This window comes from Scandinavium sp. UTDF21-P1B, from assembly GCF_040750395.1.
In the GTDB taxonomy this organism is placed as follows: domain Bacteria; phylum Pseudomonadota; class Gammaproteobacteria; order Enterobacterales; family Enterobacteriaceae; genus Scandinavium.
The window spans coordinates 64,068-82,649 of record NZ_JBFLVD010000012.1 but is presented as its reverse complement, the minus strand read 5'-3'; the positions used below and the strand labels follow the sequence as shown (position 1 = coordinate 82,649).

The 18,582-nt window shown below is 56.4% G+C and carries 15 protein-coding genes; 10 read left to right on the top strand and 5 right to left on the bottom strand.

The window, feature by feature from the left end; all coding sequences use genetic code 11:
* The first annotated feature begins 2 nt into the window (after positions 1 to 2).
* Positions 3 to 746 (top strand): 3'(2'),5'-bisphosphate nucleotidase CysQ, encoded by a 744-nt coding sequence (gene cysQ / locus AB1287_RS08755; RefSeq protein WP_435617543.1) that lies wholly within the window; start codon positions 3 to 5, stop codon positions 744 to 746.
* Here the strand turns inward: cysQ and AB1287_RS08750 are convergent.
* A complete protein-coding gene (locus AB1287_RS08750) occupies positions 740 to 1,297 on the bottom strand; it encodes a YtfJ family protein (protein ID WP_312629108.1) in 558 nt (185 codons plus the stop codon). The two genes, cysQ and AB1287_RS08750, sit on opposite strands and share 7 nt — an antisense overlap.
* Positions 1,298 to 1,618: 321 nt before the next feature.
* On the opposite strand from AB1287_RS08750, the gene AB1287_RS08745 reads away from it, so the two are divergent.
* The gene (locus AB1287_RS08745) at positions 1,619 to 1,825 is read left to right on the top strand and encodes a DUF1107 domain-containing protein (RefSeq protein ID WP_312629107.1); all 207 of its coding nucleotides are present in this window, start codon (positions 1,619 to 1,621) and stop codon (positions 1,823 to 1,825) included.
* Between the two features lie 75 nt (positions 1,826 to 1,900).
* Here AB1287_RS08745 and AB1287_RS08740 read toward each other — a convergent pair whose 3' ends face one another.
* Together AB1287_RS08740 and msrA are read right to left on the bottom strand one after the other, a co-directional pair.
* A complete protein-coding gene (locus AB1287_RS08740) occupies positions 1,901 to 3,238 on the bottom strand; it encodes a hemolysin family protein (RefSeq protein ID WP_312629106.1) in 1,338 nt (445 codons plus the stop codon).
* Between the two features lie 191 nt (positions 3,239 to 3,429).
* Positions 3,430 to 4,071, bottom strand: a complete 642-nt coding sequence (gene msrA / locus AB1287_RS08735; RefSeq protein ID WP_312629104.1) for a peptide-methionine (S)-S-oxide reductase MsrA — start codon at positions 4,069 to 4,071, stop codon at positions 3,430 to 3,432.
* 214 nt (positions 4,072 to 4,285) lie between these two features.
* Between msrA and tamA the strand changes: the two genes are divergently transcribed.
* From tamA to AB1287_RS08720, 3 genes are read left to right on the top strand one after another with little or no spacing between them, the layout of a single operon-like run.
* Positions 4,286 to 6,019 carry an autotransporter assembly complex protein TamA gene (gene tamA / locus AB1287_RS08730; protein WP_435617542.1) on the top strand — a complete coding sequence of 578 codons (1,734 nt, stop codon included), beginning with the start codon at positions 4,286 to 4,288 and terminating at the stop codon, positions 6,017 to 6,019.
* Positions 6,016 to 9,792, top strand: a complete 3,777-nt coding sequence (tamB, locus tag AB1287_RS08725) for an autotransporter assembly complex protein TamB (protein ID WP_435617541.1) — start codon at positions 6,016 to 6,018, stop codon at positions 9,790 to 9,792. The genes tamA and tamB overlap by 4 nt, the downstream gene beginning before the upstream one ends.
* Positions 9,793 to 9,794: 2 nt before the next feature.
* The gene (locus AB1287_RS08720; protein WP_312629100.1) at positions 9,795 to 10,139 is read left to right on the top strand and encodes a gamma-glutamylcyclotransferase family protein; all 345 of its coding nucleotides are present in this window, start codon (positions 9,795 to 9,797) and stop codon (positions 10,137 to 10,139) included.
* A gap of 87 nt (positions 10,140 to 10,226) precedes the next feature.
* Here the strand turns inward: AB1287_RS08720 and ppa are convergent, their stop codons facing one another.
* Positions 10,227 to 10,754: an inorganic diphosphatase gene (ppa, locus tag AB1287_RS08715; RefSeq protein ID WP_032616230.1), complete on the bottom strand. Its 528-nt coding sequence runs from the start codon at positions 10,752 to 10,754 to the stop codon at positions 10,227 to 10,229.
* Between the two features lie 294 nt (positions 10,755 to 11,048).
* Between ppa and ytfQ the strand changes: the two genes are divergently transcribed.
* From ytfQ to AB1287_RS08690, 5 genes are all read left to right on the top strand, one after another.
* Entirely contained in the window at positions 11,049 to 12,005 is a 957-nt protein-coding gene (gene ytfQ / locus AB1287_RS08710) for a galactofuranose ABC transporter, galactofuranose-binding protein YtfQ (RefSeq protein ID WP_312629098.1), read from the top strand.
* A 140-nt stretch (positions 12,006 to 12,145) separates the two neighbouring features.
* Entirely contained in the window at positions 12,146 to 13,651 is a 1,506-nt protein-coding gene (gene ytfR / locus AB1287_RS08705; RefSeq protein WP_435617540.1) for a galactofuranose ABC transporter, ATP-binding protein YtfR, read from the top strand.
* Between the two features lie 10 nt (positions 13,652 to 13,661).
* Positions 13,662 to 14,687 carry a galactofuranose ABC transporter, ATP-binding protein YtfT gene (ytfT, locus tag AB1287_RS08700; protein WP_435617539.1) on the top strand — a complete coding sequence of 342 codons (1,026 nt, stop codon included), beginning with the start codon at positions 13,662 to 13,664 and terminating at the stop codon, positions 14,685 to 14,687.
* The gene (gene yjfF / locus AB1287_RS08695) at positions 14,674 to 15,675 is read left to right on the top strand and encodes a galactofuranose ABC transporter, permease protein YjfF (RefSeq protein WP_435617538.1); all 1,002 of its coding nucleotides are present in this window, start codon (positions 14,674 to 14,676) and stop codon (positions 15,673 to 15,675) included. Before ytfT ends, yjfF begins: the two co-directional genes overlap by 14 nt.
* A gap of 95 nt (positions 15,676 to 15,770) precedes the next feature.
* Positions 15,771 to 17,339, top strand: a complete 1,569-nt coding sequence (locus AB1287_RS08690) for a methyl-accepting chemotaxis protein (RefSeq protein WP_435617537.1) — start codon at positions 15,771 to 15,773, stop codon at positions 17,337 to 17,339.
* A 168-nt stretch (positions 17,340 to 17,507) separates the two neighbouring features.
* On the opposite strand, the gene fbp is transcribed toward AB1287_RS08690, so the two are convergent.
* Positions 17,508 to 18,506 (bottom strand): class 1 fructose-bisphosphatase, encoded by a 999-nt coding sequence (fbp, locus tag AB1287_RS08685; RefSeq protein WP_312629091.1) that lies wholly within the window; start codon positions 18,504 to 18,506, stop codon positions 17,508 to 17,510.
* Between the last annotated feature and the right edge of the window lie 76 nt (positions 18,507 to 18,582).

The window sequence follows — 18,582 nt, the reverse complement described above, 5'->3', positions numbered from 1 at the left end:
ATATGTTGGAACAGGTTTGTCAGCTTGCACGGAAAGCAGGTGATGCCATTATGCAGGTCTACGATGGCGAGAAGCCGATGGACGTGGTCAGTAAAGCCGATGACTCTCCGGTGACGGCGGCCGATATCGCGGCCCATAAGGTGATTGCTGAAGGGCTAAGCGCGCTGACGCCGGATATTCCGGTGCTGTCAGAAGAAGATCCGCCGGGCTGGAACGTGCGCCAGCACTGGCAGCGCTACTGGCTGGTCGATCCGCTCGACGGTACCAAAGAGTTCATTAAGCGTAACGGCGAGTTTACCGTTAATATCGCATTGATTGAAAAAGGAAAACCGGTTATGGGCGTGGTTTACGCGCCGGTAATGAAGGTGATGTACAGCGCCGAAGAGGGCAAAGCCTGGAAAGAAGAGTGCGGCGTGCGTAAACAGATTCAGGTACGGGATGCGCGTCCGCCGCTGGTGGTGGTCAGCCGCTCGCACGGCGGCGACCCTGAGCTGCAGGAGTATCTGCAGCAGCTGGGTGAGCATCAGACAACGTCGATCGGCTCCTCGCTCAAGTTCTGCCTGGTGGCGGACGGGCAGGCTCAGCTGTATCCTCGCTTTGGGCCAACCAGCATCTGGGACACGGCGGCGGGCCACGCGGTGGCGGTGGCTGCCGGGGCGCACGTTCACGACTGGCAGGGCAAAACCCTCGATTACACGCCGCGTGAATCGTTCCTCAACCCCGGCTTCCGGGTATCGATCTACTGAGCTAACAGCTTATGCAGCAGGGCGATGACCTGCTGCACTTCATCCTGGGTTAGCGCCCCGTCTTTTGCCCATTCAATGCGGCCATTTTTATCGAGTACGATAATCGCGGAGCTCTCTTCATCGAGCTGCCAGGCGCTGCGCACCACGCCGTTGCTGTCGACGATAAACTGCGACCATGGATAGAGCTTTTTATTGCTCTCAAGGCTGCTGCGCACGAACATGCCCGAGCCGGGAATCGCATCATCGGTGTTCACGATGGTGGTGGTCTGGTACTTATCATGCGGGAATTTTGCGGTCTTGATCGCTTCAATCAGCGCGGCATTTTTCTCTTTGGCAGATGTACGACCGGCAATATGTTGTACAACTCTCACTTTCCCGGCGAGCTGCGAGCTATTCCAGTTTTTATAGCTAAACTCATCATTATTGAGAATGAGTTCACCGCGGTCGGCGACGCCTACCGCCGGAACGCGCTCTCCGGTTTTCAGGTTGTGCGCCGAGGCCATCAGCGGGAACAGCAGGCATGAAACTGCCATCAGCTTACGTAGAGTCATGATGTTTCCTTATTGTATGCAGGTGATCCGACCACTTAGGGTTTTGTTTTAATCATAAGTGCGAATGATGAGGTTTTCCCGCAAGCGTGATGCCAGTTTGCGGGTGAACGCACATAACCGTGAGAAAATGAAGGTTTATACTGCCTTTATCGTCGTTCTGAAAAGATAATTCTTAAATTTTGTCATCAAACGGTAAATAAACTTCTACAGACTGGGTGTCCCGGTCGATATGGACTATAGTTTTAGTGCATTAATTTTGCGCCCCGGAACGCGGAGCCGATTGTGGACTCGCAAGGGTGTAAGACTCAGCAGGAGACAACAATGAAAATTTTCCAAAAGTACAACCCGCTTCAGGTGGCGAAGTACGTGAAGATCCTGTTTCGTGGACGGTTGTACATCAAGGACGTTGGCGCTTTTGAGTTTGATAAGGGCAAGATCCTTATCCCAAAAGTGAAGGACAAGCAGCATCTTTCCGTGATGTCCGAAATCAACCGTCAGGTTATGCGTCTGCAAACTGAGATGGCGTAATCAGCAACGTGCTATGCAGTAACGTAAAAAAAACGGCTCCCGATGGGAGCCGTTGATGTTTGTAGGGCCGGAAACTTACGCCGCGCCTTTCTCCTCCGCGTCCGGCAGCTTCGGTGCCAGCACCGTTGGCTTGCTGTCGATGCGGGTGACCAGCAGCTGGTCGATACGGAAGTTGTCGATATCCACCACTTCGAACTTATAGCCGGAGAACTTCACGAAGTCGGTACGTTTCGGGATCTTACGCAGCATAAACATCATGAACCCGCCGATGGTTTCGTAGTTGCCCGACTGCGGGAATTCGTCGATATCCAGCACGCGCATCACGTCGTCGATTGGCGTGCCGCCATCAACGAGCCATGAGTTTTCATCGCGGGCAACAATCTGCTCCTCCAGGCCCTGGCCGACCAGGTCACCCATCAGCGTGGTCATCACGTCGTTCAGAGTGATGATACCCACAACCAGCGCATATTCGTTCATGATCACCGCGAAGTCTTCACCGGCGGTTTTGAAACTTTCCAGCGCTTCTGAGAGCGTCAGCGTATCCGGCACGATCAGCGTATTGCGGATCTGCACGCCGCTGGTCAGCATCAGGCTCTGATTGGCCAGCACGCGGTTCAGCAGGTCTTTGGAATCCACATAACCGATGATGTGGTCGATATCTTCTTTACACACCAGGAACTTAGAGTGCGGATGCTCGGCCACTTTGTTTTTCAGGCTTTGTTCATCTTCGTTTAAATCAAACCAGATGACGTTTTCGCGCGAGGTCATAGAAGACGGCACGGTGCGTGATTCGAGTTCAAACACGTTCTCAATCAGCTCGTGTTCCTGCTTACGCAGCACGCCTGCCAGCGCACCGGCTTCGACAACGGCGTAGATATCGTCGGAGGTGATGTCGTCTTTACGCACCATCGGCAGCTTGAACAGGCGGAATATCATGTTTGCCATGCCGTTGAAGAACCACACCAGCGGGCGGAAGACGGCAAGGCAGAAGCGCATCGGGTTGATGATGCGCAAAGCCACGGCTTCGGGCGCAATCATACCGATGCGTTTCGGGGTCAGGTCGGCTATCAGAATGAACAGGCTGGTCACCAGGACGAACGACAGGACAAAGCTAATCTGCTCGGCCAGTTCAGCGGACATGTAGTTGATAAAAAGAGTATGGAAGGCCGGAGAGAAGGCGGCGTCACCGACGATACCCCCCAGGATAGCAACGGCGTTAAGACCAATTTGCACCACGGTAAAGAACATACCGGGGTTTTCCTGCATTTTCAGCACACGTTGAGCGTTAACGTTACCCTCATCGGCGAGCAGCTTCAGTTTAATTTTGCGGGAAGCCGCAAGCGAAATCTCGGAAATTGAGAAAAACGCACTGACGCCGATGAGGCAGAGTATGATTAATATACTGTTTAGCATAGTTTTTCTGGCTTTTGTCGCCAGAACCTCGGAAGGATAGTTGATGATGTTTTTGCGCGTGAAATTGCGCTTAAAAAAACCGGTCCGAAGGCGCTGGACCGGTAATATCGTGGGATAGTATAGCGTAAGGGACTGTAAATTCGCCAGAGGCTTAACTTTGCGCCCCGGCGTTGCGATGGCAAGTTCAGGCCTCAGGCAAGCTGTGGCGGTAAGCACACCCCGATTCCGCCGATACCGCAGTAGCCGTACGGGTTCTTATGCAGGTACTGCTGGTGATCGTCTTCCGCGTAATAGAAAGGTTTAGCGGTAGCGATTTCGGTGGTGATGGTGCGATCGTCCTGGGCTTCGCGCATCGCCGCCTGGAAACGCTCAAGGCTCTCGTGCGCAGCTTTGTCCTGTTCAGGAGTCAGAGGGTAAATCGCCGAGCGGTACTGTGTGCCCTGATCGTTCCCCTGACGCATGCCCTGCGCCGGGTCGTGGTTCTCCCAGAACACCTGCAACAGCTGTTCATAGCTGATGACTGCCGGGTTATATACCACGCGTACGGCTTCGGCATGGCCGGTCTGGCCTGAACACACTTCACGATAAGTCGGATTCGGCGTATAGCCTCCGGTGTAGCCCGCAGCGGTACTATACACGCCGGGCAACTGCCAGAAGAGGCGCTCCACTCCCCAGAAACAACCCATGGCAAAAAGAGCGATCTCCATGCCTTCCGGGACGTTGGTCATCGAATGGCCATTAACGGCGTGCAGCGTGGCGACGGGCATTGGCGTATTGCGACCGGGTAGCGCATCCGCCTGCGAAACAAGGGTTTTCTTATCAAATAGACTCACGGGATGGCCTCCGGATAAAGGAAATTGGGGTTAAGGTTGTCACAGCGCCTCTCTTTGAACACAATAAAGGCCGTGAACACGACTAGAGTTAGACATAGAAATAATATTGAGTTGGATCGATTTTTTTCAACCGAACGTGTTGGAATTTTGTTAAGCAGTAGATCGGCATTGTGTTTCCTGACGGGGTGGAAACAAGGACTTTTTGGGAGAAGACGTGCCACAAATTCGCCAATTTTGTTGGGCCAGCCTGTTGCTGGTCAGTGGTGTTGCCGGAGCGGCAAACATACGTTTACAGGTAGATGGGCTTGACGGAGAGCTGCTGAAGAACGTGCGCGCACAGCTGTCCACCATCGAGAGCGACGAGGTGACGCCGGATCGCCGTTTCCGCGCGCGCGTCGATGACGCTATCCGCGAAGGGCTGAAGGCGCTCGGCTATTACGAACCGCAGATTGATTTTGAGCTGAAGCCTGCGCCGGCCAAGGGCCGCCAGGTGCTGATGGCTCACGTTACGCCGGGCGAACCCGTTCGCATTGGTGGCACCGACGTGATTTTACGCGGCGGGGCGCGAACCGATCGCGATTATCTGGATTTGCTGAAAAAGCGACCTGCCGTCGGGACTGTCCTTAACCACGGCGATTACGACGGTTTCAAGAAAGATCTTACCAGCGTCTCGCTGCGCAAAGGTTACTTCGACAGCGAATTCAAAAAGAGCCAGCTTGGCGTTTCCCTTGACCGCCATCAGGCGTTCTGGGACATCGACTACGACAGCGGCGAACGCTATCGCTTCGGGCCGGTGACGTTCCAGGGATCGCAGATTCAGGACCGCTATCTGCAAAATCTGATTCCGTTTAAGGAAGGGGATTACTACACCTCCGACGATCTGGCCGAGCTCAACCGCCGTCTCTCGGCGACAGGCTGGTTCAACTCCGTGGTGGTGGCGCCGGAATTTGATAAAGCGCGAAAAACGAAAGTTCTGCCGCTGGAAGGCGTGGTATCGCCGCGCACCCGGAACACGATTGAAACCGGGGTTGGCTATTCCACCGACGTAGGCCCGCGCGTTAAAGCGTCATGGAACAAGCCATGGATCAACTCCTACGGCCACAGTCTGACCTCGTCCGTAAGCCTTTCCGCACCGGAGCAGCAGCTCGATTTCTCTTATAAAGTGCCGCTGCTGAAGAACCCACTCGAACAGTATTATTTGCTGCAGGGTGGCTTTAAGCGCACCGATCTGAACGATACCGAATCGGACTCCACTACGCTCGGCGTGTCGCGTTACTGGGATCTTTCCAGCGGCTGGCAGCGTGCGATTAACCTGCGCTGGAGCCTTTCTCACTTTACCCAGGCGGACGTCACCAACACCACCATGCTGCTTTATCCGGGCGTGATGATAAGCCGCACCCGCTCGCGCGGCGGCCTGATGCCGACGTGGGGCGATTCCCAGCGCTATTCTGTGGACGTGTCGAACACCGCGTGGGGATCGGACGTCGACTTCGCCGTTATTCAGGCGCAAAACACCTGGATTCGCACCCTTTACGATCGCCACCGCTTTGTGGTGCGCGGCAACCTTGGCTGGATCGAAACCGGTGACTTCGACAGAGTGCCACCGGACCTGCGCTTCTTCGCCGGGGGCGATCGCAGCATTCGCGGCTATAAATACCAGTCGATCTCACCGAAAGACGATAACGGCAAGCTTACCGGGGCATCGCGACTGGCGACGGGCTCGCTGGAGTACCAGTACAACGTGACCGGTAAATGGTGGGGGGCGATGTTCGTCGACAGCGGCGAAGCGGTAAACGACTTCCGCGATGACGATTTTAAAACCGGCGCGGGCGTCGGCGTGCGCTGGCAGTCTCCGGTCGGGCCCATCAAGCTCGACCTGGCGGTGCCGGTCGGTGACAAAGACGAGCACGGGTTACAGTTCTACATCGGTCTGGGGCCAGAATTATGAGTTTATGGAAGAAGATTAGCCTCGGCGTACTGGTATTCCTCATTCTGCTGCTGGGCACGGTGGCGTTTCTGGTGGGCACCACGACCGGCCTGCATCTGGTTTTCAAGGCCGCAGATCGCTGGGTGCCCGGCCTTTCCATCGGCCAGGTGGTCGGCGGCTGGAAAGATTTAACGGTTAAAAACCTGCGCTATGAGCAGCCAGGCGTGGCGGTAGACGCGGGGCAGTTCCATCTGGCGGTGAATACTGCCTGCCTGTGGAAAAGCAGCCTGTGCGTGAACGATCTGTCGCTTTCAAACGTGAACGTGGCGATCGACAGCAAAAAAATGCCGCCGTCAGCACCCGCGATGGAAGAGGACAGCGGGCCGCTGAACCTCTCCACGCCGTACCCGATAACCCTGAGCCGGATCGCGCTGAATAACGTGAATATCAAAATCGACGACACCACCGTGTCGGTGATGGATTTCACCTCCGGCCTTAACTGGCAGGATAAAAACCTGACGCTGATGCCGACCTCGCTACAGGGGCTGCTTATCGCCCTACCGAAAGTGGCTAACGTGGCGCAGGAACAGGTGGTTGAGCCGAAAATCGAGAAGCCGAAGCCGGATGAAAAAACGCTCGGTGAGACGATGAAGGAACTCTTCTCGAAGCCGGTGCTGCCAGAAATGACCGACGTGCATCTGCCGCTCAATCTGAATATTGAGGAATTTCGCGGTGAGCAGCTTAGGCTGACGGGTGACACCGACCTTACCGTCTACAAAATGCTGCTTAAAGTCAGCAGCATTGACGGCGACATGAAGCTGGACGCGCTGGACGTTGACTCCAGCCAGGGCACGGTGAACGCCACCGGCACGGCAAAACTTCAGGACAGCTGGCCGGTCGATTTAACCCTTAACAGCACCCTGAATATCGACCCGGTGAAGGGCGAGAAGATCAAAATGAAAATCGGCGGCGAAGTGCGCAAGCAGCTCGACGTCGGGATCAATCTCTCTGGTCCGGTAGACGTTGGCATTCGGGCGCAGGCGCAGCTCGCCGAAGCCGGGCTGCCGCTGAATCTGGAAGTGCTGAGCAAGCAGCTTTACTGGCCGTTTACCGGCGCGAAACAGTATCAGGCCGATGACCTGAAGCTGAAGCTCAGCGGCAAAATGACCGACTACACGCTGTCGTTCCGCACGGCGGTGAAAGGACAGGATGTGCCTCCGGCAACTATCACGCTGGATGCTAAAGGCAATGAGCTGCAGGTGAATCTCGATAAGCTGACCATCGCGGCGCTGGAAGGGAAAACGGAGCTCAAGGCGCTGCTGGACTGGCAGCAGGCGATTAGCTGGCGCGGTGCGCTGACGCTAAACGGCATCAATACCGCTAAAGAAATGCCGGACTGGCCTGCAAAACTCAACGGCAGCATCAAAACCACCGGCAGCCTGTATGGCGGCAGCTGGCAGGTGGACGTGCCAGAGCTTAAGCTCACCGGCAACGTGAAGCAAAATAAAGTAAACGTTGACGGTAAGCTTTCGGGCAACAGCTATCTGCAATGGAAAATACCGGGGCTCCATCTGGAGCTTGGGCGCAACAGCGCCGACGTGAAGGGCGAACTGGGCGTGAAGGAGCTGAACCTGGATGCGACCATCGATGCGCCGGGGCTGGATAACGCGCTTCCGGGCCTCGGCGGCACGGCCAAAGGTCTGCTGAAAGTTCGCGGCACCGTCGATGCGCCGCAGCTGCTGGCGGATATCACTGCCCGCAACCTGCGCTGGCAGGAGATTTCCGTCGCTCAGGCTTCGATCAAAGGCGATGTGAAATCCACCGACCAGATTGGCGGTAACCTCGATGTGCGTGTGAACGGTATTGCGCAGCCCGGCGTCAATATCAGGCAGGTGCTGCTGTCCGCGAAAGGCGATGAGAAACAGCACAAGCTGGAGCTGCGTGTTCAGGGCGAGCCGGTGTCCGGCCAGCTTGATTTGGCGGGCAGCTTTGACCGTAAAGAAGAGCGCTGGAAAGGGACGCTCAGCAATACCCGCTTCCAGACGCCGGTTGGGCTCGTGTCGCTCTCGCGCGCCATTACGCTCGATTTCCGCAATAAAGAGCAGAAAATCAGCATCGGGCCTCACTGCTGGACGAACCCGAACGCAGAGCTGTGCGTGCCGCAAACCATTGATGCCGGTGAGACCGGGCGGGCGGTGGTCAATCTTAACCGCTTTGATTTAGCCATGCTCAAGCCGTTTATGCCGGAAGCCACTCAGGCGAGCGGCGTGTTCACCGGCAATGCGGACGTGAGCTGGGATGCGACCAAACCGGGTCTTCCGCAGGGCAAAGTGACGCTTAGCGGACGTAACGTGAAGGTCACGCAGACGGTGAACGACGCGGCGCTGCCGGTAGCCTTCGACACGCTTAACCTGAACGCCGATCTGCACAATAATCGTGCTCAGCTGGGCTGGATGATTCGCCTGACCAACAACGGCCAGCTTGACGGACAGGTTGAAGTGACCGATCCGCAGGGGCGGCGCAATCTCGGCGGCAACGTGAATATCCGTAACTTCTCCCTGGCGATGATCAACCCGATTTTCGCACGTGGGGAAAAGGCCGCGGGCACTCTGAATGCGAACCTGCGCCTTGGGGGGAACGTTCAGAGTCCGCAGCTGTTCGGACAGCTGGCGCTGACCGGTCTGGATATCGACGGTAACTTTATGCCGTTTGACATGCAGCCGAGCCGGGTGGCGATGAACTTCAACGGCACGCGCTCGACGCTCGATGGCGTAATTGCCACCCAGCAGGGGCAAATTAGCCTCAGCGGTAACGCCGACTGGACGCAAATCGACAACTGGCGCGCGCAGGTGGCGGCAAAAGGCAGTCGGGTGCGCATCACCGTACCGCCAATGGTTCGCCTTGATGTGTCGCCGGACGTGGTCTTCACCGCAACGCCGAGCCTGTTTACGCTGGATGGCAACGTGGATGTACCGTGGGCGCGCATCGTGGTGCATGACGTGCCGCAGAGCGCCGTCGGCGTCTCCAGCGATGAAGTCATGCTCGACCAAGACCTGAAGCCGGTTAATCCGCAAACCGCGGGCATTCCGATCAACAGCAATCTGACTATTCACGTCGGTAACAACGTGCGCCTGGACGCGTTCGGCCTGAAGGCGCGCCTGACGGGCGATCTGAAAGTGGCTCAGGACAAACATGGTCTGGGTCTGAATGGCCAGATCAACATCCCGCAAGGGCGCTTCCACGCCTATGGGCAGGATTTGATCGTGCGTAAAGGCATCCTGCTGTTCTCCGGCCCGCCGGATCGGCCGATGCTGAATATTGAAGCAATTCGTAACCCGGATGCCACGGAAGATAACGTCACCGCGGGTGTACGCGTGACCGGGCTGGCGGATCAGCCGAAGGCCGAAATCTTCTCCGACCCGGCAATGTCGCAGCAGGCGGCGCTTTCGTACCTGCTTCGCGGGCAGGGGCTCGACAGCCAGCAGGGGGACGGCGCGGCGATGACGTCAGCGCTGGTCGGACTAGGGGTTGCACAAAGTGGGCAGATTGTGGGTAAAATCGGCGAGACGTTTGGCGTCAGCAATCTGGCCCTGGATACTGCCGGGGTGGGCGACTCCTCACAGGTTGTGGTGAGCGGCTACATCGCTCCAGGATTGCAGGTGAAATATGGCGTGGGAATTTTTGACTCTCTGGCAACACTCACGCTACGCTACCGTCTGATGCCCAAGCTATATCTGGAAGCGGTGTCTGGCATAGACCAGGCACTTGATCTGCTCTATCAGTTCGAGTTTTAGCAATGCGAATATTTGTTTACGGCAGTTTACGGCGCAAACAGGGCAACAGCCACTGGATGACCAACGCTCAGTGGCTGGGCGATCACAGCGTCGATAACTATCAGCTCTACAGCCTGGGCCACTATCCAGGCGCGGTTCCCGGTGAAGGAACAGTAGCAGGTGAAGTTTATCGAATCGACGCCTCGACGCTCGCCGAGCTTGATGCGCTGCGTACCAAAGGTGGTGAGTACGCCCGCTACCTGATTCAGACGCCGTACGGCAGCGCGTGGATGTACGTCTATCAGCGTCCGGTAGACGGCTTCACCCGAATCGATACCGGCAACTGGCTGGATAAAGATAAGTTCTGACTAAGTCACGCCACCTTCGGGTGGCGTGACTTTTTGTGCACAATAAAAAACACCGCCCGGAGGCGGTGTTTTTTATCACGAAAAGAATTACTTCTTCGCGCGCTCGAAGGAGGCGATGATTTCTGCTTTTGCAGCTTCAGCGTTGTCCCAGCCTTCCACTTTCACCCATTTGCCTTTTTCCAGATCTTTGTAGTGCTCGAAGAAGTGAGCGATCTGGGCTTTCAGCAGTTCTGGCAGGTCGTTCACATCTTTAATGTGATCGTACTCTTTGCTCAGTTTGGTGTGCGGTACGGCAACCAGCTTCGCATCTTCACCGGCTTCGTCGGTCATCTTCAGGACGCCAACCGGACGGCAGCGAATCACGGAGCCCGGCTGCAGTGGATATGGCGTTGGAACCAGAACGTCAACCGGGTCACCGTCCAGAGACAGGGTGTGGTTGATGTAGCCGTAGTTGCACGGATAGAACATCGCGGTAGACATGAAGCGGTCCACGAACAGCGCACCGGTGTCTTTGTCGATTTCGTATTTGATTGGATCTGCGTTAGCAGGAATTTCGATAACAACGTAGATGTCTTCTGGCAGCTCTTTGCCCGCAGGGACGTTGAGTAAGCTCATGTCGGATTCCTTAAAAATGTATGGCAACCAAGTGCCCGGTATTATAGCCAACTCAACCTAAATGTCTTCGCTTCTTTTCAGTCCTGGCTTGCCTTCGCGTCGTTTTTCAGAGCCTTTAACCAGGTGAAAAATCCATAAAGCCAGCCGCTTGATGAATAAAGCTGTGGAAGCGCTTACAAATCACACTTTCTCTTTTTGGAAGTGTGATGTAACGCATCACGTTACATTTCTCATTGTCTATAGTTTTTCGGCAGATGCTGGTTTTACCCACAAAATCTCAGAGAGGATACCCTTATGTGGAAGCGTTTACTTCTTGTCTCCGCTGTTTCCGCAGCCATGTCGTCTATGGCGATGGCTGCCCCTTTAACCGTAGGATTTTCACAGGTTGGTTCGGAATCTGGCTGGCGTGCTGCTGAAACCAGCGTGGCAAAAAGTGAAGCCGAAAAACGTGGGATCACCCTGAAAATCGCTGATGGACAGCAAAAACAAGAGAACCAAATCAAAGCGGTACGTTCGTTCATCGCCCAGGGCGTGGACGCCATTTTCATTGCTCCTGTGGTCGCAACCGGCTGGGAGCCGGTGCTGAAAGAAGCCAAACAGGCCAAAATCCCGGTGTTCCTGCTCGACCGTTCGATTGATGTGAAAGACAAATCGCTCTACATGACCACCGTCACCGCCGATAACGTGCTGGAAGGCAAACTGATTGGCGACTGGCTGGTAAAAACCGAAGCCGGGAAGCCGTGTAACGTTGTTGAGCTGCAGGGTACCGTCGGGGCAAGCGTCGCTATCGATCGTAAGAAAGGCTTTGCCGAAGCCATCGCTAAAGCGCCAAACATTAAGATTATCCGCTCTCAGTCCGGCGACTTTACCCGCAGTAAAGGTAAAGAAGTGATGGAAAGCTTCATCAAAGCAGAAAACAACGGCAAGAACATCTGCATGGTTTACGCCCATAACGATGACATGGCTATCGGTGCCATTCAGGCCATCAAAGAAGCGGGTCTGAAGCCAGGCAAAGATATCCTGACGGGTTCTATCGACGGCGTGCCGGATATCTATAAAGCGATGCTGGCCGACGAAGCCAACGCCAACGTGGAGCTGACGCCAAACATGGCTGGCCCGGCGTTTGATGCGCTGGAGAAATTCAAGAAAGACGGCACTATGCCGCCGAAGCTGACCCTGACGCACTCTCAGCTGTACCTGAAAGACAGCGCCCAGGCCCAGCTGGATAAGAAAAAAGACATGGGCTACTGATGTAAAACCCCTCACCCTGGCCCTCTCCCCTGAGGGGAGAGGGAACCGATCGAGCGGCGTTTCATTTTGAGCAGGTCTGATGTTCTCCCTCTCCCTTTTAGGGAGAGGGTCGGGGTGAGGGTTATTTTTAGGGGCTGACAATGACTGATTCTGTTCACAATCAGGATATTTTGCGCACGGAAGGCCTGAGTAAATTTTTCCCCGGCGTGAAAGCGCTGGATAACGTCGATTTCAGCCTGCGTCGTGGTGAAATCATGGCCCTGCTCGGTGAGAACGGTGCCGGAAAGTCCACCCTCATAAAAGCGCTGACCGGGGTTTATCACGCCGATCGCGGCACCATCTGGCTCGAAGGCGAAACCATTTCCCCGAAAAACACCGCCCACGCTCAACAGCTTGGGATTGGGACGGTGTATCAGGAAGTGAACCTGCTGCCGAACATGTCGGTAGCGGATAACCTGTTTATCGGCCGCGAGCCGCGGCGTTTCGGCTTCCTGCAACGTAAAGAAATGGAAAAACGCGCGACTGCACTGATGGCTTCCTATGGCTTTTCGCTCGATGTGCGTGAACCGCTGAACCGTTTTTCCGTCGCCATGCAGCAAATCGTGGCTATCTGTCGCGCTATCGATCTCTCCGCTAAGGTGCTGATCCTCGACGAGCCCACGGCAAGCCTGGACACTCAGGAAGTGGAAATGCTGTTCACCCTGATGCGCCAGCTGCGCGATCAGGGCGTCAGTCTTATCTTCGTCACCCATTTTCTCGATCAGGTTTATCAGGTTAGCGACCGCATCACCGTGCTGCGCAACGGCAGCTTTGTCGGCTGTAAGGAAACTAAAGCGTTGCCGCAGATAGAGCTGGTCAAAATGATGCTGGGTCGCGAACTGGACAATAACGCCCTGCAACGCGCGGGCCGCACGCTGCTCAGTGATAAACCCGTCGCTGCGTTCAAAGGCTACGGTAAGAAAGGCGTGATTGAGCCGTTTGATTTGCAGGTTCGTCCCGGTGAAATCGTCGGGCTTGCGGGGCTGCTCGGCTCCGGGCGTACCGAAACCGCGGAAGTTATTTTCGGCATCAAGCCTTCAGACAGCGGCAGCGCGGAGATCAAAGGCAAGCCGCAGACGCTGCGCTCGCCGCATCAGGCTTCCTGTCTCGGCATTGGTTTTTGCCCGGAAGATCGCAAAACCGACGGTATTATTGCCGCCGCCTCGGTGCGGGAAAACATCATTCTGGCGCTCCAGGCGCAGCGCGGCTGGCTGAGGCCGATTCCTCGCCGGGAGCAAAACGAAATTGCCGAACGCTTTATTCGCCAGCTTGGCATCCGCACGCCGAGTGCGGAACAGCCAATTGAGTTTCTCTCTGGTGGGAATCAGCAGAAGGTGCTGCTGTCTCGCTGGCTGTTAACGCGCCCTCAGTTCCTGATCCTCGATGAACCTACGCGCGGCATTGACGTAGGCGCTCACGCCGAAATTATCCGGCTTATCGAAACGCTCTGCGCCGACGGCCTGGCGCTGCTGGTCATTTCCTCCGAGCTGGAGGAGCTGGTGGGCTATGCGGATCGGGTGATTATTCTGCGCGACCGTAAACAGGTGGCCGAGATCCCGCTGGACGCGCTGTCGGTTCCGGCGATCATGAATGCTATTGCGGCATAAGGGGTATGCAGTGATGCCACAATCTCTCCCTCAAAGCGGGCCGAAGAAGCGTCGCTTTAGCTGGCCGACGGGGATGCCGCAAATCGCGGCGCTGATCCTCGTGCTGCTGGTCGACAGCTTCGTGTCACCGCATTTTTTCCAGGTGGTGCTGCAGGACGGACGGCTGTTCGGCAGCCCGATTGATATTCTTAACCGCGCGGCGCCCGTGGCGCTGTTGGCAATCGGTATGACGCTGGTGATTGCCACCGGCGGGATCGATCTTTCCGTCGGCGCGGTGATGGCGATAGCCGGTGCGACGGCGGCGTCGATGGAGGTTGCCGGACACAGCCTGCCGGTGGTGCTGCTGGCGGCGCTGGCGACGGGCGTGCTGGCAGGGTTATGGAACGGCATTCTGGTCGCCATCCTCAAAATCCAGCCGTTTGTTGCCACGCTAATCCTGATGGTGGCCGGGCGAGGCGTGGCGCAGCTCATCACCGCCGGGCAAATCGTAACTTTTGATTCCGACTCGCTTGCCTGGTTCGGCAGCGGCAAGCTATTGCTGTTCCCGACGCCGGTGATTATTGCGCTGATAACGCTCATTATCTTCTGGTTATTCACCCGCAAAACGGCGCTTGGGATGTTCATTGAAGCGGTGGGGATTAACATCCGTGCGGCGAAAAACGCCGGGGTGAACACCCGCATAGTAGTGATGTTGACGTACGTGCTGAGCGGCATATGTGCCGCCATTGCCGGGGTGATCGTTGCCGCCGATATTCGCGGGGCGGATGCTAACAATGCCGGACTGTGGCTGGAGCTGGACGCTATTCTTGCCGTCGTCATTGGCGGCGGATCGCTGATGGGCGGGCGCTTTAATTTGCTGCTCTCGGTAATTGGTGCGCTGATTATTCAGGGCATGAATACCGGCATTCTGCTGTCGGGCTTCCAGCCGGAGCTGAACCAGGTGGTGAAAGCGGTAGTGGTGCTGTGCGTGCTGGTGGTCCAGTCGCCGCGCTTTATCGGCTTACTAAAAGGAGTGCGCGGCCATGATAAAACGTAACCTGCCGCTGATGATCACCCTCGGGGTGTTCATCCTCGGCTATCTCTACTGCCTGACGCAGTTCCCCGGCTTCGCCTCAACGCGCGTGATCTGCAATATCCTCACCGATAATGCGTTTCTCGGGATCATCGCCGTTGGCATGACCTTTGTGATCCTTTCCGGCGGGATCGACCTCTCGGTGGGATCGGTGATCGCGTTTACCGGCGTGTTCCTCGCCAAGGCGATCGGCTTCTGGGGCATGTCGCCGCTGGTGGCATTTCCGCTGGTGCTGGTGATGGGCTGTGCATTCGGCGCGTTTATGGGGTTGTTGATTGATGCCCTGAAGATCCCGGCGTTTATCATTACGCTGGCGGGAATGTTCTTCCTGCGCGGCGTCAGTTATCTCGTTTCGGAAGAGTCGATTCCGATCAACCATCCGATTTACGACAGGCTTTCCGATATGGCGTGGATGATCCCCGGCGGCGGGCGGCTCAGCGCCATGGGCCTCCTGATGCTGCTGGTGGTGCTGGCGGGGATGTTTGTTGCTCACCGCACGCGGTTTGGTAATCAGGTCTACGCCATCGGCGGAAGTGCGGTATCGGCGAACCTGATGGGGATTTCCACCCGCAGCACCACCATCCGGATTTATATGCTGTCGACGGGCCTGGCAACGCTCGCCGGGATTGTCTTCTCCGTTTACACCCAGGCGGGCTATGCGCTGGCAGGGATGGGCGTGGAGCTTGATGCCATTGCCTCGGTAGTGATCGGCGGTACATTGCTAAGCGGCGGCGTGGGGACGGTGCTTGGCACATTGTTTGGCGTGGGTATTCAGGGGCTGATTCAGACCTACATCAACTTCGACGGCACGCTGAGCTCGTGGTGGACAAAAATTGCCATCGGCATTTTGCTGTTTATCTTTATTGCCCTGCAGCGCGGCCTGACGGTGCTGTGGGAAAACCGCCAGAGCTCGCCGGTGACGCGCCTGCCGGTGGCGGTAACAAAGCAATAACATACTGAATTTATTAATAACCCTAAAGTCTTCCCGGTCGCAGCCGATACCTTTTGTTTCCGCCCAAAAGTCTCTTTGCTACCGGGAATGACATCATGCTGAAACAGCTCTCCATCCGTACCGGCCTGCTTTCTTTACTGGCCGTGATGACCCTCCTTTTGCTGCTGGTCAGCGGCATTGGTATTTACGCCCTCACCAAAAGTTCCGCATCGCTCACGCGCATTAATCACCTGCAGGGTGAGCAGCTCGTGCAGCTCAACAAAGGCTACACGCTGATTCTGCGTGCCCGCAACGAAGCCGGGCAGGCCGTCCGCCTGATGGAAATCGGCATGCTCGACGATGCGGCAAAGTCGGTACAGAACATTCACCGGGAAATCGGGGTTGCGCAGAAAACCCTGGCCGATGTGATCGCCTCAAAAATTGATGATGAGCAGGGCATGCAGCTGCTGGCGAACGTCGCTAAAAGCTATGGTGCCTACAACCAGCAGGGCATCACCCCGATGTTGGCCGCGCTCGACAGCCAAAGCGCTGACAGCTATTACGATCTGCTGGAAAACCATCTGATCCCCGTTTCCCGCCAGTTTGATAACGATATGCAGGCATTTCAGGGCTGGGTGGATGCGCGCGGTCAGGCGGAAGTGAGCATAGTGCGGGCCAGTAAAAACCGGGTGATGACGCTGATGATTATCGCCATTTTGCTGACCGCAGGCGTGATCGTGCTGGCGTGGATGGCCCTGCGCCACATGCTGCTCAAGCCGCTGAATACGGCGATTGTGCAGCTTGAGCAGGTCGCGGCGGGCAACCTGACCCATAGCCAGAATGCCCTGGCGAGCTTCGAAATTAACCGGCTGAATGCGGCGATCGGCGAGATGCGTCAGTCATTGATGGATTCGGTATTGCGCGTGCGTGATGCCAGCTCGCAGATTGATATCGGCAGCCGCGAGCTGACCGCAGGCAATAACAATCTGGCGCAGCGCACGGAGTCGACTGCAACGTCGCTCGAACAAACGGCAGCCAGCATGGAGCAGATCACCGCCACGGTGAAGCAGAACGCAGACAACGCCGAACAGGCGCACCAGCTGGCGAAAACCGTCTCCGATACCGCCGATCGCGGCAGCGAAATGGTTTGCTATGTGATCGAAAAAATGCGCGACATCTCCGGCAGCTCCAGCCGTATTGGCGACATTCTGAGCGTTATCGACGGCATCGCCTTCCAGACCAATATCCTGGCGTTGAACGCCTCGGTCGAAGCGGCGCGTGCCGGGGAGCAGGGGCGTGGTTTTGCGGTGGTAGCGGGAGAAGTGCGCAATCTGGCGAGCCGCAGCGCCGATGCGGCGAAAGAGATCCGCACGCTTATCAGCGATTCCCAGACCCACGTCAGCGAAGGCAGCGACCTGGCGCAGCAGGCCGGGGAAACGATGGACGAAATTGCGTCTGAAGTGATGCGCATGACCAAACTGATGCGCGAAATTGCCAGCGCGTCGCTGGAGCAGAGCCGCGGTATAGAGCAGGTGAACATTGCGGTGAGCCAGATGGATGAGACGGCGCAGCAGAACGCGGCGCTCGTTCAGCAGTCTTCGGCGGCCACGCGCTCGCTGGAAGAGCAGTCGCGTGAGCTGATGGACGCCATGGCGTCCTTCCGCTTGCAGAACCAGGCGGCTTAATTTGCCCGGATGCCCTCTCCCTAACCCTCTCCCAAAGGGAGAGGGGACTATTACCGTGCCGTTGGTTTTTCTTCCTCTCCTACTGGAGAGGAAACAGATGCGGTGCCGTTAGTTTTTCTCCCTCTCCCTTTGGGATATGGCCGGGGAGAGGGGAAATCTGAGGCTTAATTACGCGTCCGGATACTCACGCATAAACCGCTCGACGTCTTCCACCATATGATCGGTGCCGACGAAGAACGGACGGCGCTGGTGCAGGGTCTCCGGAATAATATCCAGAATGCGGTCTTTACCGTCGCTTGCTTTGCCGCCCGCCTGTTCGGCGAGGAAAGCCATCGGATTGCATTCGTACAGCAGGCGCAGTTTTCCCTGCGGGTGGCTGGCGGTGCTCGGGTAGAGATAGATCCCGCCTTTCAGCAGGTTGCGGTGGAAATCCGCCACCAGAGAGCCGATGTAGCGTGAGGTGTACGGGCGCTGCGTTGCCTTGTCTTCTTCCTGACAGAACTTCAGGTATTTCTTCACGCCCTGCGGGAATTTAATGTAGTTGCCTTCGTTAATGGAGTAGGTGTTACCCCGCTCCGGGAAGCGCATGTGCTCCTGGCTCAGGCAGAACACGCCGAGCGACGGATCGTAGGTAAACGCGTGCACGCCGCAGCCGGTGGTGTACACCATCAGCGTTGAGGAACCATAGGCCACGTAGCCCGCGGCGACCTGCTTGTTGCCAGGCTGCAGGAAATCTTCTTCGGTGACGCGGGTGCCAACTGGCGTAATGCGATGATAGATAGAGAAAATTGTGCCGACGGTTACGTTAACGTCAATGTTAGAGGAGCCATCCAGCGGGTCCATCAGCACGACGTATTTGGCGTGCTCACAGCCTTCGAAAACGACAATCTCGTCCTCTTCTTCAGAGGCGATCCCGGCGACGATGTTGCGCGCTTTGAGGGCGGCCTTCAGTTTTTCATTCGCAAACAGATCGAGCTTTTGCTGCGCTTCTCCCTGGATGTTCTCCGCGCCGCTGGCCCCGAGAATGTCGACCAGGCCTGCCTTGTTGACATCGCGGTGGATAATTTTGGCGCCGAGCTTTATTGCCGACAGCAAAGCAGTCAGTTCACCCGTGGCATGCGGAAAATCATGCTGCTTCTCGACAATAAATTCACCTAACGTTTTCATAACACTTTCCCTGCATTTGATGTTGAGTAAAGCGGTTAATGTCCAACAATCTTAACAAACATTCAAAAAGCCGCGT